The following is a 26,848-nucleotide window of genomic DNA, read 5'->3' as shown; positions in this document are numbered from 1 at the left end:
GTACCTAAATATAAGCTTTCGGTAATTAATAAATAGAAAAAGATTAAATACCTTTACTACTACGGTTAGCACGCTTACGATCATTTTCTTTAAGATGGCGTTTACGAATACGAATAGATACTGGTGTCGTTTCTATAAGTTCATCGTCATTAATAAATTCTAATGCCTGCTCTAAAGATTTTTTAATAGGAGGAACTAGGATTACAGCCTCATCAGTACCAGATGCGCGCATATTAGTTAATTTTTTGCCTGTTAAGCAATTAACTGTAAGATCATTAGAGCGTGAATGAATACCAATAATCTGACCTTCATAAACTTCAGCACCATGTCCTAAAAATAATTTACCACGATCTTGTAGATTATGTAGTGCAAAAGCAACTGCTTTGCCTTGTCCATTAGAAATAAGGACACCATTTTGACGCTGACCAATTTCGCCTGGAAGCACATCATCATAATGACTAAAGGTCGCATAAAGCAATCCTGTGCCTGAAGTTATAGCCATAAATTCAGCACGAAAACCAATTAAACCACGACTTGGAATTAAATAATCTAAACGAATACGATCTTTATCGCTAACATCCATATTTTTTATTTCACCTTTACGCTTTCCTAAAGCTTGCATAACAGTTCCTTGATACTTTTCAGTAATATCTAAGGTTAAATTTTCAAAAGGCTCTTGATTACGACCATTTATTTTACGATTAATTACTTTTGGACGAGATACCGATAGTTCAAAACCTTCACGACGCATATTTTCAATTAATATTGATAGATGAAGTTCACCACGGCCAGAAACATGAAATGTATCAGCATCTTCTGTTTCTTCTACTTGTAAGGCAATATTATGTGTTAACTCTTTTTTTAGACGTTCTAAAATTTGACGCGAGGTAATATATTTACCTTCTTTACCACAAAATGGTGAGGTATTAACGCTAAAATACATACTAATAGTAGGTCTATCAATAGAAAGCATAGGTAGTGCTTCAACTGCATTAATATCACAAAGAGTATCAGAAATATGAAGTTCACCAAGGCCAGTAATAGCAATAATATTACCTGCTTCTGCTATCATAGTTTCAATGCGTTCAAGTCCCATATAACTAAATATCTTACCTACTTTACCATTACGTATTTTATCTATACTACTAATAATAGTAACTTGTTGGTTAGGTTTAATAATGCCACGTTTAACACGACCTATACCAATAACACCCATATAGTTATTATAATCTAGCTGAGAGATCTGCATCTGTAATGTGCCATTAGGATCAACTTTAGGAGCAGGAACATGATTAATAATAGCTTCATATAAAGGTGTCATATCTTTTGCCATCTTATTATAAGCATTACCTGCAATACCCATTAATGCTGATGCGTAAATAACATAGTCTATAAAACCACATTGCTCTTCAGTAGCACCTAAGTTAATAAATAGATCAAGCAATTGGTCAACTACCCAATTGGGACGAGCACCAGAGCGATCAATTTTATTAATAACTACAATAGGTTTTAAATTATACTCAAAGGCTTTTTTAGTTACAAAACGTGTTTGTGGCATTGGGCCATCTATTGCATCGACAACTAATAATACTGAGTCAACCATTGACATAACCCTTTCTACTTCTCCACCAAAATCAGCATGTCCTGGTGTATCAATAATATTAATATAGTATCCATTCCATTTAATAGCAGTATTTTTCGCTAAGATAGTAATACCACGCTCTTTTTCTAAATCGTTATAATCCATTACTCGTTCTGTCGCTTTAGCACGTTTACTAAAGGTACCAGATTGTTGTAATAATCTATCAACCAGGGTAGTTTTTCCATGATCAACGTGTGCAATAATAGCAATATTACGTAAATTTTTATTAGTCAAAGTTTTTTACCTTAGATATTTATAAATAATGTATTGTACATGTATAGTAAGTTTTTATGATATGACATAAGTAGGTTATTTAAATAGCTTAGGTGCTAAAATTACTTTTTTAACACAAAATATTTTTCCAGTAGTCTTTTTCAAGCAATATTTTTACTATTAAACCTTTTTAGATAAAATATCTGCTAATCGTTGTTATATGATAACAATGACTCATCTAGGAGATACAAAGAATGTACGTTGCTGATAAACTAGCCGAAGAAATATCTGCTGTTAAAAACATAATACAAAAGAATGAAGTAAAATTTGTAGATTTACGTTTTACCGATACTAAAGGGAAAGAGCAACATATTACTTTGCCTGCTCATCAAATCAATAATGATTTTTATAAAAATGGCAAAATGTTTGATGGCTCTTCCATTGCTGGTTGGAAAGGTATTAACGAATCTGATATGGTACTCATGCCAGATATTGAAACAGCAGTAATGGATCCATTTTTCAAAAATGCTACTCTAATTATCTATTGTGATATTTGTGAACCAGGTACTCTAAAGGGATATGATCGTGATCCACGTTCTATTTCTAAACGTGCAGAAAATTATTTAAAAAAAACAGGAATTGCTGATAACATATTATTTGGACCAGAGCTCGAGTTTTTTTTATTTGATGATATTCGTTTTGGTAGTAGCATCTCAGGTTCTCATGTTGCTATAGATGATATTGAAGGTGCGTGGAACTCTTCTACTAAATATAGGACTGGTAATAAAGGTCATCGGCCTGCAGTAAAAAGTGGCTATTTTCCTGTTCCACCAATAGATTCTTCACAAGACTTGCGCTCTGCTCTATGTTTAACGATGGAATCTATGGGTCTAACTATTGAAGCGCATCATCATGAAGTAGCAACTGCAGGTCAAAATGAAGTGGCAACTGGTTTTAATACCATGACTAAAAAAGCAGATGAGGTTCAGATTTATAAATATATTGTACATAATATCGCTAATGCTTTTGGCAAAACTGCAACCTTTATGCCAAAGCCTATGTTTGGCGATAATGGTTCTGGTATGCATTGTCATATGTCACTATTACAAGGAGAAATTAACTTATTTGATGGCAATCAATATGGTGGTTTATCTCAAATGGCTCTATTCTATATTGGTGGCATTATTAAACATGCGAAAGCTATTAATGCTTTTACTAATCCCACTACTAATTCTTATAAGCGTTTAGTACCAGGCTATGAAGCGCCTGTTATGTTAACTTACTCTGCTCGTAATCGTTCTGCTTCTATTAGAATTCCTATTGTTGGTAACTCTAAAGCGCGACGTATTGAAGTTCGTTTTCCTGATCCTGCTGCTAACCCCTATTTAGCTTTTTCTGCTCAATTAATGGCAGGTCTTGATGGTATTGCTAATAAAGTTAATCCTGGTGTAGCAATGGATAAAAATTTATATGATCTTTCACAGGAAGAGACTAAGGAGATCCCAACAGTGGCAAACTCTTTAGAAGAAGCACTAATAGCTTTAAATGCTGATTGTGAATTTTTAACCCATGGTGGTGTTTTTACTCAGGATACTATTAATGCTTACATTGCTTTACGTAACGTAGAAGTAGATCGTATACGGATGACGCCTCATCCACTTGAATTTGAAATGTATTATAGCGTATAATTTTAAGCTAGACTTACCGGCTAGATTTAAAGTCGGTAAGTTATTTTTAATAATCTTTGTTTTTTATTTCTAATATTATCTTGTATCAGGATTTATTTTAGTTATTATTAAATAATAAACTGCTAATGATAATTTAGTATTTTGTTTAAGATTATTAAAAATAATAAAGAATAAAAACCAATATCTTATAGTTTTAGTTTAGTTATATTTTAATAGTAAATTAAGCTGCTCTTACCTAACTCATAATACACTAGCAACAGAGATATTGCTTCTATATTTAAAAATAACTTATTTAAATTTTTTAGTAATGATTATCTAAACTTTAATTCTAAAACATTAAATAATTTAGTAAAGATACATAACTTAAAGGATTTAGATATATTTAGTATTAGCTAGTATATAAAGTAAAATTTAAATAATTTATTATTATTTAATAATTTTAAAAAAATTAGGTATCTCTAAAAATAAAATATTTATTATAAATAAGGTGTTCATCTTAATTTAAGAGTTTTATATAGCCATATAAATCTTATATAATTCTATGAAAGGATAGCAATAACTTTATTACCTAATGTATAATATAAAATGATTTATTTTATGTAATATTATTATTAATGATTTATTAAAATTTAGTTAATTTTTATAGTATAAAGAAAAGAAAAATCTAACCTATACATGAATAAAATAGATTCCTTATATAAAATATAAATTTAATATCATGAATTAAATAATTATCTTTATTTAATACATAATAGACTAACTACTAAGATGTATATCTTAGAATTAATACTTGATGTAAATAACTATTCTAATATTCTCTCAATATAAGAGTATTAATTACCTAGGAATTAACATTTCTGGCATCTAATATGCTTTAAAGCATATTAGATGCTGTTATAAAATATTTAAGTATTCTAAAGTTTTTTCTTAAACCTAAAAATACTTTAAATAAGTACATAAATTATATATAACATAAATTTATATTATTTAGGCTATTAAATAATTAATTATTTTTTAGGTGCAGCATTTATTACTTGTTTTCTAAATTCATCAGAAGGACGAAAAGTTACAACACGACGTGCCGTAATAAGTTTTGGTTCAGAAGTTTTTGGATTGCGTCCCGGACGTGTAGGTTTATCTCGTAACTTAAAGCTACCAAAATTACATAGCTTAACTTCTTCGCCATTCTGTAAAGCATAGCGTATCTCACTAAAGAATAAGTCTACCAGAATTTTAGTTATTTCCTGATTAAGTATCTTAAACTTATTAAGTAGATTTTCTGATATTTTATCTTTGGTAAGCCCCATAAATTCAATCCCTCAAGGATGCTTGAAATCGTTGTTTTAAGGCTATTACACACTTTTTAATAATAGCAGTAATTTCCTTTTCTTCTAATGTCTTAGTAGTATCCTGCAACGTTAAACTAATAGTTAAGCCCTTATGGCTTTTACTAATACCCTTGCCATAGTATACGTCAGATAAGTTTACTCCAACTATTTGATTTACGCTAATTTTCTTACATTCTGCTAAAATATCTGCTACTGGGATATCTTTAGCTACAACAATAGCAATATCACGATGATTTACTGGAAAACGAGATATCTCGCAAACATTAGGTAAGGTAAGATTTACTAGCTTGTTACACTGTAATTCAAACACCACTGTACGACCATGCAAACCTAGCTTTTCTTCTAATCTTGGGTGAATTACACCTATAAAACCAATTAATTCATTAGATAAATAAATTCCTGCACTTTGTCCTGGGTGTAATGCTGGATAGTTTTTGCTACAAAATTGTACCTTAGATAGCTTACCACTAAACTCTAGAACAGCCTCAAGATCCCCTTTTAAATCATAAAAATCTACTTGTCGATTAGGAAAATCCCAATGCTTTTCTAAATAATTACCAGTAATAACACCAGCAAGCATTAGATCTTGTCTTACTTTAAACTCAGCTAATTTATTAGGAGTAAAGCATAGACCAGTTTCAAATATACGTAAACGTGTTTGTTGACGATGCTGGTTATAAATTACTGTAGAGAGCAAGCCAGTTAATAATGATAAACGCATAACTGACATATCAGCAGAGATTGGGTTTGGTAGAACTAGAGATTCTTGTTGTGGATGTAGCAGAGCCTGTATTTTAGGATCAACAAAACTATAGGTTATAGCTTCTTGATAACCACGATCAACTAATAGTATTTTTATTCGCTTAAATGACGAATACGTTTCAAAACGTGAAGTCATTGGTAAATCTGTTTTTATTGGTATATTTGGGATATGGTTATATCCATAAATACGTGCAATTTCTTCAATTAAATCTTCTTGAATCTGCATATCAAAACGCCAACTTGGAGCTATAATTTGCCAACCATTTTCTTCTTTTATTACTTTACACCCTAAGCGACATAAAATATCGCTTACTTGCTGCTCTGGAATAGAGTATCCTAATAAATGGTGTAATTTTTTATACTGTAGGTTCATGGTTATCTTTTTTGGCAGAGCTTGTTTTGTAGTTATATCAATAATTGAACTTACTTTTCCACCGCAGATATCAATTAGCAAACGGGTTACTCTTTCCATTGCTTTGTATTGTAATGCTGGATCTACTCCACGTTCGTAACGATGAGAAGCATGAGTATATAAACCATAGCGACGGGGACGACCAGTAATTACTAATGGATTAAAGAAAGCACATTCTAATAATATATTGCGGGTCTGTTTATTAATACTAGAATGCTGACTACCTAAAATACCAGCTATTGCTAACACCTTTTGTCGATCGGCAATAACTAATGTATCAATATCTAAGTATACTTTATTACCATTTAGTAATATTAACTCTTCATCTTTTACTGCAAAACGAACAATAATTTCACTATCAACTAGATCTAGATCAAAAGCATGCATTGGCTGTCCTAATTCCATCAATACATAATTAATGATATCATTTACTAGATCAATTGAATGAATACCACAACGATGTAACTTTTCGCTTATCCATTTTGGAGTAGTAATAGATAAATTAACTCCCTTGACTATTCTACTAAGATAACGGGGGCATGCTGATGTTTCTAATACATGAATTGGTAAAGTATTTTGGAAGGTAACACTTAGTGGAGTAATTTCTGGCTCTGTTAATAATAATTTATTAATAACAGCTAAATCACGAGCTATACCAATAATGCTTAAACAATCAGCACGATTCGGAGTTACATTAACCTCAATAATATTATCATTTAATTTTAAAAATTCATAAATATCTATACCTATAGATGCTGAAATAGGTAGTTCAATAATATTAACCTTATCTTCATCAAAACTAAGTTCAAATGCCGAACATAGCATTCCTTCAGAAAAAATACCTCGTATCTTAGTTGTTTTAACCTTAAGCCCAATAGGCAGTACTGCACCTACAGTAGCCACTGCCACTTTTAATCCTTGCCGACAATTTGGTGCGCTGCAAACAATATTTAAGGGATTATTTGTACCAATATCAACTTTTATTACTCGTAGTTTATCTGCATTTGGGTGTTTACTGCATTTAATAATGTGACCAACAACTATACCATAAAAATCACTTGTAATAGCATTAATTGCACTAACCTCTATACCTGCCATAGTAAGTTGATCAGCTAATAAATCAATACTAATAGCAGGATTAACCCATTCACGTAACCAAAGTTCACTGAACTTCATAAAAAATCCTATCTTAATTAAACTGCTTGAGAAAACGCCAATCATTTTTAAAAAATGCGCGTAAATCATTAACACCATAACGCAACATAGCAAGGCGCTCTATTCCTATACCAAAGGCAAAAGCAGAATAACTCCTCTCATTGATACCCACATTACGTAGCACATTTGGGTGAACCATACCACAACCAAGCACTTCAAGCCATTGACCATTCTTACCCATAATATCAGCTTCGGCAGAAGGCTCGGTAAATGGGAAATAAGAAGGACGAAAACGAATCTGCAGATCCTCTTCAAAAAAATTTTTCAGAAAATTATGGATAATTCCTTTTAGATTAGCAAAACTAATATTATGATCAACCATTAAGCCTTCCATTTGATGAAACATTGGCGTGTGAGTACTATTATAATCATTACGATAGACACGTCCTGGCACAATAATACGAATTGGTGGTGGCTGTCTTTGCATAACGCGAATCTGAACCCCTGAGGTTTGAGTACGTAATAAACGAGTACTATCAAACCAGAAAGTATCATGATCAGCATAGGCTGGATGGTGAGCCGAAATATTTAGTGCATCAAAATTATAATAATTATTTTCAATTTCTGGTCCTGTTACAACAGAAAATCCTAGTTTATTAAAAAAAGTTTCAATGTAATCAATAGTTTGACTTATACAATGTAGTCCACCGTTTTCCATGCGACGTCCAGGTAGTGAAACATCAATAGTTTCTACTACTAAACGCGTATCAAGCATCTTTGATCTTAGTATTTCTTTACGGATGTTAAGCATTTCTTGTATTTTTTGTTTAGCCTGATTAATTATCGTACCAGCTATAGGACGCTCTTTAATTGGTAAATTACGTAATGATATCATTTGAAGACTTAAATAGCCTTTTTTACCTAAAAATTCGACACGTATTGCATCAAGAACAGTAATATTTTTAGCATTTTTTATGGCTACTTTAGCTTTAGCAACTAATTCTACAAGACACAACATTGTTTTTTTATCCTCTAGTAAGTGTTATCTATATATGTAAGTTTCATAAAATTGTAGTGAGTACTGTAAATTTTTGCGTTACTTTGATGCTTATAATTTTCGTATATATAAAGATTACTACGTACTATACCTCTGTCTTTGTAGTGCTATCTATATTTTTATAATAAATTTTTGGTTATTTTAATATAAAAAAACCTCCACAATGGGAGGTATTAGTTCTATCTTTTATTTTTTTATATATAACTACGAGTAATTGGTATTCAAAAAAGAAAAGAAGAATAATAGCATTTATGTCACCTTCTTTTTATTTATAACTTACGCTAGCGCTAGTTCTTTTCTTTTAAATTTTAGCACTAACTTTAATTTTTTAACTAAAACGGCAAAAGCTACTTTATCAAAAACCGCAATATCAGCTAGGATTTTACGATCTATTTCAATAGAGGATTTTTTTAGACCATTAATAAGATTACTATAAGATAGATTATTTTCACGTGCAGCTGCATTGATGCGTGTAATCCATAATTGGCGAAACTGACGCTTACGTTGCCGACGATCGCGATAAGCATACTGCCCAGCTTTAATTACTGCCTGAAAAGCAACACGATATACACGTGAACGCGCACCATAATATCCTTTTGCTTTTTTTAATACTTTCTTATGCCGCGCATGTGAACTAACACTATGTTTTACTCGAGCCATTTACCTCTCCTCCATATCGTCTTTAATTTAAAATAAAATTATTTATGCATACGGTAGACACGTTATAATTAGACTTAGATCATTTTTAGATACTAAACCTTTTGGACGTAAATGACGTTTACATTTGGTCGATTTTTTAGTTAGGATATGACGTAAGCCAGAATGCTTACATTTAAAAGTACCACTCCCAATTTTTTTAAATCGCTTAGCAGCACCACGTATAGTTTTTATTTTTTTCTTTAACATTAAATATATCCACTATGTATTATTAATTAAATTAAATAAATTAAATAATCTAACTAACAGAAAAAATTAATCCTTACTACTTAAAGCTTATTGTAACAATTAATAATAACTAATACCTTAACTTTAATTATTATAAAATTATGTTTTCATAATAGATTAAATACCCGCTATTTTTTCTTAGGCCCAAGAACCATGATCATTTGACGACCTTCAATTCGTGCAGGAAAAGACTCAAGTATAGCTAAATCATACGTCTCGCATAAATCTTTGCGGATACGTTCAAGCATTTCTCTGCCAATTTCCTGGTGCGCCATTTCACGTCCACGAAACCGTAAGGTAACCTTAGTTTTGTTGCCGTCTTCTAAAAAGCGTATCAGGTTACGTAGCTTTATCTGATAGTCACTATCATCAGTGCCTGGACGAAATTTTATTTCTTTAACTTGAATAACTTTTTGTTTCTTTTTTTGCTCTTTTATTAACTTACTCTTTTCATAAAGAAATTTGCCATAATCCATAATACGACAGACTGGTGGTTCTGCAGTAGGACTAATCTCTACTAAATCTACACCTGCTTCTTGAGCTTTCTCAAGAGCCTCATTTAGACTAAAAATGCCAATCTGTTCACTATCAATACCTGTTAAGCGAACCTCTTTTGTACAGATTTCTCTGTTAATTCGATTAGGTCGCACCGGTTGAATTCTTTTTCCGACTTTAATATTTCATTCCTCCAGTTGATAAAGACTACGGTTGTGAATTTCTTTAAGTAGTTGGTTTGTAATAATACTAAAATCACAACAACCTAAATCTTTATTATGCACAGTACTACTACGAGTACGGATACCAAGTGTACGAACTGAAACTTTACCTAATTTAACTTCTTTATCCCCACATATAAATAGGTAAGGAACTCTACGTAATACATGTTCACGGATTTTAAAGCCAATCTTTTCGTTTCTCAAGTCTACTTTTACTCGAATGCCTATATTTTGTAATTTCTGGCTAATTTTTTGGGCATAATCTGCCTGATTTTCAGTAATATTTATAACTACCACTTGTAGTGGAGCAAGCCATGTAGGGAAGCATCCAGCATACTCTTCGGTTAATATGCCAATAAAACGTTCCATTGATCCTAAGATAGCCCGATGAATCATTACAGGTATCTTCCGCTGATTATCCTTATCAATATAAAAAGAATCTAAACGACTTGGTAATGAAAAATCAAGTTGCACAGTACCACATTGCCATGCGCGCTCCAAACAATCATGCAAGGTAAATTCAATTTTTGGCCCATAAAATGCTCCTTCACCTGGTTGTAGGTCAAAATCAATACCATTTTCAACTAATGAAGCTGCTAAATCTTTCTCAGCAGTTAGCCAAATTTCATCGTTACCAATGTGTTTTTTTGGTCGAGTAGAGAGCTTAACTTTAATTGTTTTAAAACCAAAAACGCTATATATATCATAAATCATCTTGATACAATTATTTACTTCGGCACGTACTTGTTTTGCTGTACAAAAAATATGAGCATCATCCTGCGTAAAGCTACGTACACGCATTAAGCCATGCAATGCACCAGAAGATTCATTACGATGACAGCTACCAAATTCTGCCATACGAAGTGGTAAATCACGGTAGGATTTTATTCCTTGATTAAAAATTTGTATATGTCCAGGACAATTCATTGGTTTAATACAGTATTCACGATTTTCTGATGAGACGATAAACATGTGTTCACCATAGTTATTCCAGTGACCAGTTTTCTTCCATAATTCATAATCCATCATAAAGGGTCCTCTTACTTCCTGGTACTGATACTCTTCAAGCTTAATACGTATAAAATTTTCCAGTTCACGGAAAATAGTCCAACCATCAGCATGCCAAAAGACCATTCCAGGAGCGTTTGCCTGCATATGATATAGATCAAGTTGTATGCCTATTTTACGGTGGTCACGTTTTACTGCTTCTTCTAACTTTTTTAGGTAGGTTACAAGCTGTTTTTTATTGCCCCATGCAGTACCATAAATGCGTTGTAGCATTTTATTTTTACTATCACCACGCCAGTAGGCACCAGAAATTTTTTGTAATTTAAAATTATGACAAAAACGTATATTTGGTACGTGAGGGCCACGACACATATCAATATACTCTTGATGATAGTATAAGGTAGGGTAACTATCAGGAGAAATATTTTCTTTAAGAATTAAAACTTTATAGTCTTCATTACGCGAATAAAAAATATCATGAGCTTGTTGCCAACTAACTTTTTTTTTAATTATATTATAATTTTTAGCAGCCAAATCATGCATTCTTTTTTCTAATAAAAATAAATCTTCTTGTGTCAATCGGTGCTCTAACTCAATATCATAATAGAAACCATGCTCTATTACTGGACCAATAACCATTTTAGTATCAGGCCAAAGTTGCTTAATGGCATGTCCTAATAAATGTGCACAAGAATGACGAATAACCTCTAACCCTTCATTATTTTTAGCTGTAATAATTGTAAGTTGCACGTCTTCTTTTATTAAATCTCTAGCATCAACGAGTTGACCATTTACTTGAGCTGCAATGCATGCTTCCGCTAAACTAATGCTAATATCACTAGCAATATCAAAAACAGAAACCGCGTTATCATAATAACGTTGGTTACTGTCAGGAAAAGTAATAATAGGCATTCTAATTCCTTAATACTACAGTTTAAAACTTATCTAGTTAATAACTATAGTTGATACTTATAAAAAGAATAAAAAATAAGTGTTTTAATTAGGATTTAATTACTTGACTATACAAATAGTCTTCATAGTTACCTTTAAAATCAATAATTTTATCTTGAGTTATCTCAATAATTTGTGTTGCTAATGAACTAACAAATTTACGATCATGAGAAACAAAAATTAGTGTGCCTTTATATAATGCTAATCCTATATTTAAAGCTTCTATAGATTCCAAGTCTAAATGATTCGTTGGCTCATCCATTACTAAAATATTTGGCTTTATTATCATGAATTTACCAAAGAGCATACGCCTCTTTTCGCCACCAGAAAGAACACTCACTTTTTTATTAATACTGTCCTGATTAAATAGCAAACGCCCAAGTATACTACGTACTACTTGCTCATCATCTTTTTCTTGTTTCCACTGATTCATCCAATCAAATACCGTTAAATTAACTTCAAAATCGCTAGCGTGATCTTGTGCGCAATAGCCAATTTTACTGTTTTCTGACCATTTTATTATACCTGTACTAGCAGTAAGCTCGCCAATTAATATTTTTAGTAAAGTAGATTTACCAATACCATTAGTACCTAAAATAGCAATTTTTTCGCCAACTTCAACCCTTAAATCTAGGTTATTAAACAAACTATGTTGGCCAAATTTTTTACTAAGTGCTTGTACTTCTAATGCATTACGAAATAATTTTTTGTCTTGCTCAAAGCGAATAAAAGGATTCTGACGACTAGAAATCTTTACTTCATCTAATTGAATTTTATTAATCTGACGAACGCGTGAAGTAGCCTGTTTAGATTTAGACGCGTTAGCACTAAAACGACTAACAAAAGATTGCAATTCAGAAATTTGCGCTTTCTTTTTAGCAACATTTAATAATAAGCGTTCACGAACCTGAGTAGCTGTAGCCATGTATTCATCATAGTTACCTCGATAGAGCCGTAATTCATTATAATCTAAATCTATCATGTGAGTACAAACCATATTTAAAAAATGACGATCATGAGAAACAATAATCATAGTGCTATTACGTTCATTTAATATTTGCTCAAGCCAGCGAATAGTATTTATATCAAGGTTATTAGTGGGCTCATCAAGTAATAAAATATCAGGATCAGCAAATAAAGCCTGTGCTAATAATACTCGAAGCTTCCAGCCAGGAGCAATGCTACTCATTAAATTATAATGCTGTTTAAGAGGAATACCTATACCAAGTAATAACTCACTAGCTCGCGCTTCAGCACTATAACCATCCATTTCGCCATAGGAAGCTTCTAGATTAGCTACTTTGTAGCCATCTGCTTCGCTCATTTTAGTTAAAGAATAAATTAAGTCACGTTCTGTTTTAACTAACCATAATTTTTTATGTCCCATAATTACAGTATTAATCACACTACATTCTTCAAAAGCGAATTGATCTTGATGTAATTTACCTAAACGTTGATTAGGATCAAAGGAAACATTGCCATTACTTGGTAATAAATCACCACCAAGGATTTTTATTAAAGTAGATTTGCCACATCCATTGGCACCAATTAGTCCATAACGATAGCCAGCAGAGAATTGAATAGAGATGTTCTCAAATAGTGGCTTGCTGCCAAACTGCATGGTAATATTATTAGCACTTAACACAAAGTTATTCTCAATTAACTAATTGATAGATTAAAAATATTATTTCTTATAAAAATTATTTTAATTACTATTAAAAATATACCCTATACCAGTAAAAAAATACTGACATTAAGACTTAAGATACAGCTTTTTTATAAGAAAAATTTAGAGCAATATTTTACATTAGATTAAATTGGAAACTAATACTATAAATAAAACTGTAAACTCTATTATTATTCTTATTATTACCATTATTTAAAGAATTTTTAGAGAAAACCTGTAACTAGTACTAAGAATACTATAGACATCGACTCAATTATTAATATTATAAACGGAACTTATAATAATTAAATTATATCACATATTATTATAATTTAATGCATTACTAAAAATTATTTTTTAGTATAAGTAAAAGAAATAATAGTTTTCAATAGAAAATCATCTATTCTTGATAGAATTTTAAGTTTAAATCTTTAGTTTTATTTGTTATTTTTTAATAATCACTATAAGCATAATCGCTAGAAAACATGATTTAATTAGTAAATGTATTGCCTATAATTACAGTGAAAACTAATTTTATTACAGTTAAAAATATGTTACTTTTTTATAATTATATCAACATATATATTTAAATAATACAAGAAAATATTATTAATCTAATGATTCTTAAGAGATTATATAATTTATTTTATTGCTTAATAATATATTTTCTATATTAAGTACTATTAAATTAATTTACTTTGCTAAGATAAATAGGTTTTTATTACATAAAAATAAGAAAACTATATTGTAATTTATAAAATTTTATAAACTTATTTTACTATACTTAAAAAGTAAAAAAAAGTAAAAGTATAACCTAATTTTTAATTATATAATAAAAGAAAATAAATAAATATTTAAATATACTACTTAAGCAAAATAAGATGAGTAAAATAAATCTCAAATAGATCAAAAAGTTATAAAAATCTTTATAGTATAATTTATAAGACTTAAAATTTAATAGTAATATAATATAAGTAGTTAATAAATTAATTTTGTTATATAAATTAAGTTTATTTTATGTTAATAATATTAATCAACTTTAGTAATATAATTATTAGTATTACTACTTTTACTAAAATTAATATATCAAGCTTACTAAAATTTAGATTATTTTAATAGTTAAGAAACAAATACTAATTATATATGTTAACAGATACTAAGTATGATAAAGTATTACTAGTATTACCTAAAAATAAAGTTGATTATTATCAATGCTACGTATTAGATAATGATAATTTTATACCTATCTATTAGGATTAATATAAATAGTATACTTACACGTTAAATAACCCATAACTATTTATTTTATATTTATTATTAAACTTTATGTAAATTATTTAACTAATAAACTAAAATTAGTTATCAATAAAAATTGACTTACACTTCAAGTATCAACATAATTAAAAATTTTTTTATGCTAATATTAGCATAGATAAGATACTATTTTTTAATTTTTATAAATAGCTAGAAATTATAATAAGATGCAATGTATACATAAAGTTTTAGCTAGTATTTACTTTTACTATTTTTAGTAAATATAATATTAGCAATTTTATTACTTATGTAATAAAAGTTATTTGATAATAATTTATCAAATAACTTTTAGATTGTAATATAAATTAATAGATAACCTAGGAAAACATAAAAATATTTAGCTAATAGCTATAATGGGTAGGGTAATAATTACCCATATTATTTTGTATTTATAAAAGTAATACGCATCTAAGTAACTTTATAAATTAATAGTTGTTGGATCAAACTAATACTATTAATATTTGTGTTTTAGGATCTTTATTCTAATGCAGCGTGCAATAAAAAATTTAGTTATGTTTGACTATATGGTAGTACTTATGTATAAATTATACTACTAATAGTGGAATATCTGTCTCTAATAAAAGACACAACGTTTAAATCTTTTTGATAGAAGTCACTTATTAAGTAAAAAATAGTTGTTAGAAGTTAATTAGATTAAGTATTTTTTAATAAAATATGAAACATACATAGAATAATCTATAATTAATCATAGCATATTAAATAATACTTTGGTTTGTTATTGAGTTACTATTACATTCTAAAAATTTAGCTAAAAATATAAATTAAAAACAATCTTAATAGAAATCTATAACTTAATTCAAATAAAATTTGAAAAAATAGAGAGATGATATAATATCATTATTTTTTATAAAATACTTTATTTGAAGTTATTTGTATTTGTTATGATAAACAATGATACTATATGATTGTCTTTTAACAAAACTAATTAGTATTAATATTTAATTTTAAGTTAATTTATATGATTTTACTATATATTTATTAAATAAGGTAAATAGTAACATGCTAGATATCAATATTTTAATTAATAGTTTAAGTAGTATTGGTAAAGAATTATTCATATAAATTATTTAAATTAAAAATATATGTTAAAAAAATTTTTTTTTAATATTATTAATTATGACTTATTTACTAGAATAATTAATATAATCATAATAATTTAATAATATAAAATAAATTTTTTATAAATAGTATAAGCTATCGTAAAAGTTTATTTTAAACTATACAAAACATAATTTTTTATTTTTAATAGGATTAAAACATATACTATTTTATAAAATAAATTATGAATCATAACATAAATGTATGATTTATCCATTAGGTAATAGTAAAATACTAACATTAATATGTATATTATACATATAACCTATTATTTTATGACTAAAACTATATTCATAAATATATTTTAAAAAATCTCTACTATCACTTAAATATTATTAATTTAAATCTACCTATATTAAATAAAAAATCTAGAGACATTACGTTTTAATTAATAAACTTTTGTATTATAAAGCTAATTAGTAACTTTATTATTAATTTTTTTTAAAAACTCTTATTATCTAATTTTATGTTATAAATTACTATAGTTATATTACATTTTAATTTAAATTATTATTACCTATTTTAGTGTAATCTAATATAACTTTAGATTATTTAATTACACTAATAACATTTTATTTAATGCATACTAATTTAATAATTTATAATTATTATGTTATCTTTTAGTACTAAAGATTTTTTCTTTATTTTTTAAGTGATATTAATTTTAAATAAATTTAACTAATCCTGAATAATCTATATCTATCACTATTTTAATTATAAGATATATTTATATATAAAACTCTTGAGTGATCTAAAATTATAATGTTTTTATTAAAAATAGTTATATAGGTAACTGCTTTATTTTTTATTAATGATTACTTAGTTCTTAAGATGTGTCTTTTTTGAATAAATTCTTTATATTTTTATTGTTTTAAGTAGTATTTAGTCGAATTGATAAGTATACGCTAATACTGTATACTATTTTTTAATATATAATTATTATTATCCTATAATTTTAGTTAACAAAAAAATAACTATAATGCCATTATAGACGCTTGAAAATTATTAATAAATAATTATTTAATTATAATCTAAATTATAAACTATTATTATTTATTTATATTTATCTACTGTATTAAATATTTTATTATTTTTTAAGTTAAACTGTATCTGCTACTAACTCAGTGATGATTTTTTATTTTTGGTATTTTTATTTATTACTTTATATTGTATAGAGATTTTCTTGTTTAGGAAATTATTAGCAATACTTATGTAAGAAGTGCTAGTTCTAAATAAGCTTAATAAAGCATTAAACTATTGCTATAACAGTTAATAATGAAAAATATAGACTAGGTGTAACATATTATAAATCAATTACTTTATTAACAGACCACTATAAAACTAAACAGGTACTATTTAGTAATATCTGTAATATAAGTATAAGCCTTAAAAAATGTGTGATATAATAAACTAAGTTGCCATTGCCCTAATTAGAATAAAATAGTAATTAAAGTATTTAGTAACTAAACTTCAATAAAAATAGGAAAATATATTAAATTTACTCTCTATCTAGAGTAAATTTAATAATTATTTAAAAATAAAAACTCAATTTAATAATATTTTTAATTCTTAAACTAAATAGTTAATAAATTATTTAATAGCCAACTCTAATAAGAAAGTATTAATTGCCTATAGCTTAGATTATTATAATTTTATAATTAAAATAAATATTATAAAAAATAAATAATATATGCTGATATATTTTATCTATAATAAAAAGAGTAAGATTCTGTATACTTTAAAATTAACTCTTAAGAATATAATTTCTGGTTTTCTATTATTTAATAGTATTTAATTTATTATTTGATCTTAATCTATTAAAATAACGAATATAGTATTCAGTTATATTAGTTAGTAGCATGATTTTAAATTTTAATATTCTATTTAAAAATAACTAAATATACTATATTAATATGTTTATATAATAATATATAGATATTTTTAAGCATATTTTATTTAATAAGTTATGTATGCTATTTATAATAATTAAAACTAAGAGTTAGTTTATTATTTTTTTATTTAACTTTTCTGAAAACAATACTAAATAAATTTATTAATTATTATTACCTAGAATATAGTTTTCATGAAATTAAATATTAATTTTGACTATAATCACTTATTAAAATATATTTTAATAGTAAAAAATAAAATCAGTAACTTATATTAATTCTTACTATTGCTTAGTAAAGTAATACTATAAAATTAGTAAACTTAGTAATTAGAATATTTAATATTATAAGTATTGATAAAGAAGATAGTAGTAATAATCTAACTATGCTAATTTCTTTAGATCATATATTGATATTTAATTTTTATTATTTATTATAATAAGATTATGCGATAATGTTAAGATATCATTTATATGATATAGTATATATGCTTAGATTATGTTTATTAACATTTAATTATCCATAATAATCTAGATTTAATTTTTTATTAAGAAATATTAGTAGTAATGCTATTACTTTATTAAATAATATAAATATTACCCATTAGTGTTTTGCTGTTAAATTAATCAGTATGATTAAAATATAAATATATAAATACTTATAACTTATCTATTTTCATTACTAGTACTAATATATATGCTTTTAAATTTTAAAAAATAATTTATTTAATTGATGTAATTAGAGTATTTTATTGCCAGTTAATTATAACCTTTATGTAATGCATAAATTAATATTATATAGTAAATTATATAATATATTTAAATAGACTAAAATTTTAATAAAATACAATAAAGAGCATTAATTAAAAATGTGTAATATAATTATAATAAGTAATTAATAATTAAGTTAATATATATAAGAGTACTAAAATAATTTATCTAATTATTTCTTATAATAAAAATTCTAGTTTTTTAGATAGCCACTAATAAGTTTTAGTTAAGATAACTAAAACTTATTAGTGGCTTAATATTATTATTAAAATAAAGTATAAATATACTATAAAATCTGGAAAGTTATATTTTTACTTTTACTATAAGATACCATAATCATGGATTATAAAATATATAAAAATAACTTTTATAGCTTTACTAGAGTAAATGATTAAATTATATAAATAAATTTTAAATAATTATGTATAAAATTTAATATACAGAATAATATTAATGTTATAAATTATTCATAATATATTGATTTAATATATGTTAAATAATATTTTTATTAAAAACTTAAAATATCATCTTATAATTTAGTTTAATTATTTAATATAACTAAAAGATTAAGCTTAGTAACTTTTTTGCAATATGTATTTTATATACTCTTATTTAAAGATAATGATAATTTATTATATAGTTAAAATTTATAACTTACATGATAATATCAATATATTAAAAGCTAGTATTAAAATACTAAGTATTAACGTAATATAATAAGAAATTAGTATATTTTACTAATAAAGAATATTAAATTTTAATTTAATATAGCATATATACTGTAAATTTACAGTAAATTTTATGTTTAGAGTAGTAAAAAATTTTATGAGAAAAGCCTATTTTATATCTACTAAAATAATTTTTTAATTTATATTAATACAAATATAAAAAGTATTTTATACATTGTTTTATATTTTTTATAAAAAAGATTTAAATATATAGATAGATAAATATAACTTATATGATCTAATATCATAGTTTAGAGAATTAAAGAGAAAGAAACATAAATAAATCAGTTTAGGCCAAAAGTAATTTATAAAATAATATAAGTTAGTTTTATAAATATAAAAAATTATATTTTAACACTATAATTTATTTTTTTATTTTTACGATAAAGAGTTTTGTCTCTAAGAAATTATTTTTAATTTTTTATTATATTTAAAAAAGAAATAAATAAAAAGCATAATTTTTCTTTGTACATAAAAATAAAAAAATAAATATATCATCTAATAGATATCGTAGTCTAATTATTTTAATTTAATATTATTTATGATAATTTTATAAAAGTTTAATTAATTAATAAATAGATACTAAGTTAGTAGAACTTAAATTAATCAAAAATAAAAAGCTAACCAATAATAACTAACCTATATAAAATATAAATGAACCATTAGATTAAATAGCTTTTCTTATGTACATAGTTTGTGTAATATATCCTTGAATTATATTCACGTTATAAGAACTTTATAACTTGATTTAAATCAAGTTATAATATTATGTTTTATAAAATATTTTAATTTAATCTGCTTGTATTCATATAATAAGTACTATATAAAATAATATTTATTACTATAGTTATTAATAATGCTTATTATTTTTATAATTAACTTATATAATTCCTGTTATATAATTAAAAAATTTAAAATTATATTAAACAATTATAAAAATAGATAAAATCATCTAAATTAAGATTTAATTTAAATATAGTAATTTCTAATCTAAAACTAGATAAATTAGAATTTTTGAAATTTAAATCTATCAATATACTTATAATAATTAGTATTTAATTTTATCGAATATTAGAAAATACTATATAAATTAATACGTATTTTATATTTTTTGTTACTATATTATTTATATAATTATTATATAAATAATATAGTAACAATAGCAAACGTAATACTTTTATTGGTAGATAATCATCTTTAAGAAATTTTTGTCACTTGAATTATGCCTTAGTAATTAAATAATTAAGTAATTAAGTTTTAGACTAAAGAACAGTAACAATAGCTTCACAGAGTGCTGCCATATTTCTGGTTGTCATTCCTGCAATATTAACTCGACCAGAGTTAACAGCATAAACTGCAAATTGATTATGTAATTTTGGGTTACGTAATTGTAATACTTGTTTTTCAGTTAAACCACTAAAAGAAAACATGCCATTCTGTTTTTCAATAAAACTAAAATCTCCGGCACCTTTTATTTTTAGAGTTTTCACAAATAGTTTACGCATAAGCTGAATACGTTCCCTCATTTGAGATAGTTCATATTTCCATAACTTATATAATTTTTCATCATTAAGTATTGTTGCTACTACTGCTGCCCCATGTGCAGGAGGATTAGAGTAATTAGCACGAATTATCGCTTTCATTTGACTTAATGCGTCTTCTGCATTCTTAGAAGTAATAGCTACTAGGGTACAAGCTCCAACACGTTCATTATATAGGCCAAAATTTTTTGAATAGGAGCTGCAAACAATTAATTCTTCATGTTTCTCTGCAAAAACACGTAGACCATAAGCATCCTCTTTCAATCCTTTAGCAAAACCTTGGTAAGCAAAATCAAATAGCGGTAACCATTTTTTGCTTGCAGATAATTCTGCTAGTTTATCCCATTGCTCTTTTGTTGGATCGATACCAGTTGGGTTATGACAACAACCATGAAGTAGTATAACATCATTAGCTTTAGCATTATTTTTTAAGCAATTTAGCAAATTATTAAAATCTAAGATATGTTTTTTAGCATCGTAGTAAGTATATTCAAGTACTTCTAAACCAGCAGCAGAAAATACATTTTTATGATTAGGCCAGCTTGGATTGCTTACCCAAACCCGTTTAGTACCCGTTTGTTTAACAATAAAATCAGCAGCTACACGTAAGGCACCAGTTCCGCCAGGAGTTTGTACACTACGCGCCCGTTTAATTACTGAGTTTAAGTTACTAAAAAGTAAGTACTGGGTAGAACGCGCAAAGGTTTCAAGCCCATCAATACTTAAATAATTCTTTGTAGTTTCATTATTTAATAAAAGTTGTTCAGCTTTTTTTACACTGCTCAGTATCGGTGTTTTACCATTTTCATCTTTATAAACGCCAATACCTAAATTAATTTTTTTATCTCGACAGTCCTTTTCAAAAAGGACTGCTAAACCTAAAATAGGATCAGCAGGTGCAGCAGTGATTTTTTCAAACATTCAAGAGATTTCCATAACTTAAAGTTAAGCAATTAAATCATTAGAGTAACGTTAGTTTACTACTTTGCCAATCATTTATGATAAAAATAAATATTGTATTCTAATTAAATTTAGCATAAAAAATAATAAAAAAATTAATAATAATAAAAAATAGAACCTAAATCTTATTTTTTGTATATAATTAGTAGTTAAATAAAGCTTGTGCTATTTATTGAATTAATTTAAAAATTATAAACTATAACTATATTAATAACATCTTTAGTATTTATAATGCTGTTTTTAACAAATTTATTTTATAATTAACATAAGTAGCAATATTTTTATTAAAAATTATAAAAAGAACTAACAAAAACATATTTTAATAGATATTACCTATTAGGTTATTTAGATCTTGAAATTAAACATGAATTAATGAAGAACATAAACTAAAATACAATTAACACTACACTATAACTTTAACTTTAATATTTTATTTATCTCATAATGATTTACTTGTATATACTATATAGTATTAAATTTTTAGTTTCTATATATATTAGCACTAAATATAGATTATTATAATTATATTTAACATTTATATTTTACTCTTAAACTTTATTATTATGAGTATTAAATAGCTATTTTATTTAAAAATATTATTAATAGTAGAATAAGTAACACTCAGATTTATGCCACGATTAATGTCATAGATAATATAAAAACTAATACTTTCAATATTTTGAATTTTTTATATTTTTAAGACCTTCTTTGCCATCTTGATTCATGTATTAGTATTATAAAACAAAAATTTAAGCCATTAATTATGTTAAAAAAATTAGTATTATAGTATATAGTTAACCTAGAAGAATAAGCACTTATGTAATTATTAGAAAAAAAGAATAAATTACCCCTATTAATTAATATGATATTAGTTTATATATTGATATATAAAGTAAATTATAGTTACGATTATAATTGATTAAGCCTAATTTAACAAATTTTATATCAACGAAAGCAAGACGAAATTTTTTTATAATTCTAAATTTAAGTTTATTAGCTCTTAGTTCTTATCTACTTAATCGTATCCAGTGTATTAATTAAAAATTTTTAGCTTGATCTTTTAAACCAAAAAGAATGTAAGATCATTCATTACTTTCGCTCTTATTATCAAAATAAATGATATGGCATTAATTATACTATAAAGGTTAAGTTCACTATTATCTTTATTATAAATCTCTACCATGTAAAGATTACTAGTAACTAAAAAGTAAAATAAGTACTAAGAGAATATTATGTTTAATTATACTATAATTTTTATTAATATCATTTGAATACTATTACTATTATTAATAATTTTTAGGGAACTTATCTAATAGTTTTGTATTGTATATACTAAAAGACATACCATTTAATTAATAAAAAATATTAATCCATCCAAAAATATTATAAATTTAATAATAATATTTTTATTTAAAATAAATTAAATCTAAATACTAATTAAATGTATTATATAACAAAAATAAATTATAGAAAAATAATAAAAAACTAATGTAATTTAACTTTTTATTTATTTAATACTAATAATTTTAATTGATTAAATTAAAAAGCAATATTCTTTGGTGTTCGTGGAAATGGGATCAGTTCACGGATATTAGGTATGCCAGTAATATAAGCAATTAAACGCTCAAAACCAAGACCAAAACCAGCATGTGGTACTGTACCATAGCGACGTAAATCACGATACCAATTATAATCCTCTCTATTAAGATTCATTTCTACCAAACGTTTATCTAATATATTAAGACGTTCTTCACGTTGTGATCCCCCAATAATTTCACCAATGCCAGGTACTAATACATCCATAGCGGCAACAGTTTTATTATCATCATTAATGCGCATATAAAATGCTTTGATATTCTTAGGATAATTTTTTACTACTACTGGTATTTTAAAATATTGCTCAGTTAAATAACGTTCATGCTCAGAAGAAAGATCAGTTCCCCAAGAAACTTGATTCTCGAAGGATTGATTAGATTGTTGTAATATTTCAATAGCAGTACTGTAATTAATTTGTTTAAAATCTAACCTAATAAGATCAGTTAAACGAATAATTATATTTTTATCTATGTATTTAGCGAAAAACTTAAGATCATCAGAACAATTTTCTAGTACTACCTTAAAAATATATTTTAACATTTCTTCTGCTAAGATAATGATATCATCAAGAGTAGCAAAAGCAGTTTCCAGTTCAACCATCCAAAATTCAGCTAAATGACGACTAGTATTAGAATTTTCTGCTCGAAAAATAGGACCAAAAGTATATACTTTTGATAAGGCACAAGCATAAGTTTCTATGTTTAATTGCCCCGATACTGTTAGAAAAGCTTCTTTACCAAAAAAATCTTTTGTAAAATCTATCTTACCATTTTGTCTACGCGGAAGGTTTTCTAAATCTAGCGTCGAAACACGAAACATTTTACCTACACCTTCAGTATCAGCAGCAGTAATTAGAGGTGTCGATACCCATAAATAACCTTTTGCATAAAAAAAACGGTGAATAGCCTGTGCTAATGTGTTACGTATCCGCGCTACGGCACCAATTAGATTAGTACGTGGACGTAAGTGAGCGTATTTACGTAGATATTCCATACTATGACGTTTAGGTGTAATTGGGTAACTTTCTGGATTATCAATCCAACCAATAACTTTAATATTAGTAGCTTGAATTTCAAACTTTTGTCCTTCAACAGGTGAAGAGACAAGTTGTCCTGTAATTTCAATTGCACAACCAGTCGTTAGACGCAATATCTCTTGCTCATAATTATTAAGATAATCATGAGCTATAATTTGTAAAACATTAAAACAAGAACCATCATAAAGATCAATAAAAGAGATTCCTTTTTTAGAATCTCTTTTAGTACGCACCCAACCACGTACGATAACTTTACTATTTAAGATAACAAGGCCTTGTAAGACCTCGACAATAGATCTAATTTTCATAAATTACTCTTTACATAAGGTTTATTTTGCAAAAATAATAAGCTAATAAATAAGTAACAACTAATAGAATAGAGATAAAACTTCTATATAGCTATAGTTTATGTTTTAACATATAAGATAAAAAATATTTTATATAATTGTAGTTTATGTTCTAACATAAGGTACCTAAACTATATACTTATTAAGTATATATGCGAATATATAGTATTTGTGAATATTAGGTACATAAAATTCGTAGCATATATCTTTAAATATAAGTAATCCTTACAAGAAATCTATTACTATATTAATTCTAATAATGTAATGTATAAGTAGTGATTATTAAATTAATACAATTAGGATTTTTATGACATAGTTTTTAGTAATGCTAATATTTCAAGATATCTATTATAATAAATAAGCTGTTAATTGAATACTGTTATAACTATTAGAGACATTGCTATAATGGTATTATAAAAATAGATTTAGATTTTATTATGGATGTACAAAAAATTATTATTTCTATAATTAGTAAAATTATATGTATAAAAATAGTATATTCTTTTAGTTCTTAATTAAGTGATCTAATATCACTAGAAATCTATATGAATAGATAGTTATGGTTATATTAACAGAATAACTGGTAAATCCTAAAAAATTTACTAATAAGCTTTATTTTAATTATTATAAATAAAATAAATTTGCTAATGAGTATAGTATTTAAAAATTTATCTTTTTTTAATTAGGCACCATGCATATGGTATATAATACACAGTTATTTTATATTACTTTTACCTAAATAGTTGCAATAGAGTGTGTAATTTACTATTACATTGTAGTAGATAAAATGTATCATTCTTAATTAAAAATTTAGTTTAGACCAGAGATTATGGTTAATTAATAGTATTTAGGTATATCCGTGTAATTTATATACATAATCTATCTAAAATGCTATCTAATAAATTATTTTATCTATCTAGATAAAATCATAAAAATAACCAACTTCTATATTTAATAATATATGAAAAGGTGCGTAATTTATACGTATAATATATTTATTAGATACTAAAATTTACTACCTATCTACTTAAAAGTATTATTAATTACAAATTAATAATACCTATATAGTTGCGATTATTAGTTGTTAATACATTAGTTATATTTTATTGAATAAAATATTAATCTATCCTATCTACCTAAATTTTTAAATTATCTTCTAAAGTTAAAATAGTAGAATTATTTCTACCAATTAACATATAAACTATCTACGCTACTGTTATATTTATTTTAATAGACCTAACTTTACATACTATTTATTAATAGACTATGTTATCTAAACTATTAATATTTTATATCGCTGATAGTAGTAACTATTAATTTTAGTTAATATTCAAAAAAAATTTAAATATAAAAACCTATAGTTAACATTACTTTTATCAAATTATTACCTTTCTAAAGTATTTAATATTAACTTTATAAAAATATTATAATAATACCCTTGTGATCTATTTTAAATAAAATTATAAAAAACAGAAAGATAAGACGTATTATTAATTTATATAAAGCGTTTTAACTTAATCTAATTTATATTCAATAAAATTTTAGACCTAAAAAATAAGCAGGAAAGCATTAAATACTACCTCGATTTTTAATATTGTATTTTAAATATTATAGTATTTATAGAACACATATTACCTATAATAATAACTATTATTTTATAAATTAGTGTATTCTAGTTACCAAAACACAAATCATAGAATCTATATTAAATTTTATAGCAAAGTTTAATATATCTTAATATATGATAGATACTTCTACTCTAGATATTAAGTATCCTGTATTAATAAATATTAAAATAGTTCTCTATACTAAGTAAGAATACTATTCTATCCATTTAGTAATAATTTTATTAAATACTAAGTGATGTTTAATTTATTTAATTTATTACTTTAGATTATTATTTCCTATATTAAAGTGTATTGTTATTTATGTAGACTAGAACTTATTTTTCTTTAATAGCTAATTATATTGTGTAGAAATAAAT

At 25.7% G+C, this 26,848-nt stretch carries 12 protein-coding genes; 1 reads left to right on the top strand and 11 read right to left on the bottom strand.

The genetic code is table 11. The features are described from left to right. Positions 1–43 precede the first annotated feature (43 nt). Positions 44–1,876: a translational GTPase TypA gene (gene typA / locus AB4W73_RS02850; RefSeq protein WP_367680335.1), complete on the bottom strand. Its 1,833-nt coding sequence runs from the start codon at positions 1,874–1,876 to the stop codon at positions 44–46. Between the two features lie 263 nt (positions 1,877–2,139). Here typA and glnA point away from each other — a divergent pair, with 263 nt between their 5' ends. Continuing rightward, positions 2,140–3,543, top strand: coding sequence for a glutamate--ammonia ligase (gene glnA, locus AB4W73_RS02845; RefSeq protein ID WP_367680767.1), 1,404 nt, complete (start codon positions 2,140–2,142; stop codon positions 3,541–3,543). 1,007 nt (positions 3,544–4,550) lie between these two features. Here the strand turns inward: glnA and AB4W73_RS02840 are convergent. The 10 genes from AB4W73_RS02840 to asnS form a co-directional block, all read right to left on the bottom strand. Next, positions 4,551–4,850, bottom strand: coding sequence for an HU family DNA-binding protein (locus AB4W73_RS02840; RefSeq protein ID WP_367680334.1), 300 nt, complete (start codon positions 4,848–4,850; stop codon positions 4,551–4,553). A gap of 4 nt (positions 4,851–4,854) precedes the next feature. Beyond that, positions 4,855–7,242: a phenylalanine--tRNA ligase subunit beta gene (gene pheT / locus AB4W73_RS02835; RefSeq protein ID WP_367680333.1), complete on the bottom strand. Its 2,388-nt coding sequence runs from the start codon at positions 7,240–7,242 to the stop codon at positions 4,855–4,857. Between the two features lie 13 nt (positions 7,243–7,255). After that, entirely contained in the window at positions 7,256–8,239 is a 984-nt protein-coding gene (gene pheS, locus AB4W73_RS02830; protein ID WP_367680332.1) for a phenylalanine--tRNA ligase subunit alpha, read from the bottom strand. Between the two features lie 315 nt (positions 8,240–8,554). Further along, positions 8,555–8,938, bottom strand: a complete 384-nt coding sequence (rplT, locus tag AB4W73_RS02825; RefSeq protein WP_367680331.1) for a 50S ribosomal protein L20 — start codon at positions 8,936–8,938, stop codon at positions 8,555–8,557. Positions 8,939–8,980: 42 nt separating this feature from the next. Next, positions 8,981–9,184: a 50S ribosomal protein L35 gene (gene rpmI / locus AB4W73_RS02820; protein WP_367680330.1), complete on the bottom strand. Its 204-nt coding sequence runs from the start codon at positions 9,182–9,184 to the stop codon at positions 8,981–8,983. Between the two features lie 167 nt (positions 9,185–9,351). Then, a complete protein-coding gene (infC, locus tag AB4W73_RS02815; RefSeq protein ID WP_367680766.1) occupies positions 9,352–9,900 on the bottom strand; it encodes a translation initiation factor IF-3 in 549 nt (182 codons plus the stop codon). A 3-nt stretch (positions 9,901–9,903) separates the two neighbouring features. Continuing rightward, a complete protein-coding gene (gene thrS, locus AB4W73_RS02810; RefSeq protein ID WP_367680329.1) occupies positions 9,904–11,859 on the bottom strand; it encodes a threonine--tRNA ligase in 1,956 nt (651 codons plus the stop codon). A gap of 88 nt (positions 11,860–11,947) precedes the next feature. Continuing rightward, entirely contained in the window at positions 11,948–13,543 is a 1,596-nt protein-coding gene (locus AB4W73_RS02805) for an ABC-F family ATPase (RefSeq protein ID WP_367680328.1), read from the bottom strand. Between the two features lie 7,103 nt (positions 13,544–20,646). After that, complete coding sequence (locus tag AB4W73_RS02800) at positions 20,647–21,846, bottom strand: amino acid aminotransferase (protein ID WP_367680327.1); 1,200 nt, start codon at positions 21,844–21,846, stop codon at positions 20,647–20,649. A 1,578-nt stretch (positions 21,847–23,424) separates the two neighbouring features. After that, entirely contained in the window at positions 23,425–24,825 is a 1,401-nt protein-coding gene (gene asnS, locus AB4W73_RS02795) for an asparagine--tRNA ligase (RefSeq protein WP_367680326.1), read from the bottom strand. Between the last annotated feature and the right edge of the window lie 2,023 nt (positions 24,826–26,848).

The sequence above is a fragment of the Candidatus Fukatsuia anoeciicola genome, from assembly GCF_964059965.1.
Taxonomy (GTDB): domain Bacteria; phylum Pseudomonadota; class Gammaproteobacteria; order Enterobacterales; family Enterobacteriaceae; genus Fukatsuia; species Fukatsuia anoeciicola.
The sequence above is the reverse complement of the archived record's forward strand: the minus strand, read 5'-3'. Positions and strand labels throughout refer to the sequence as shown.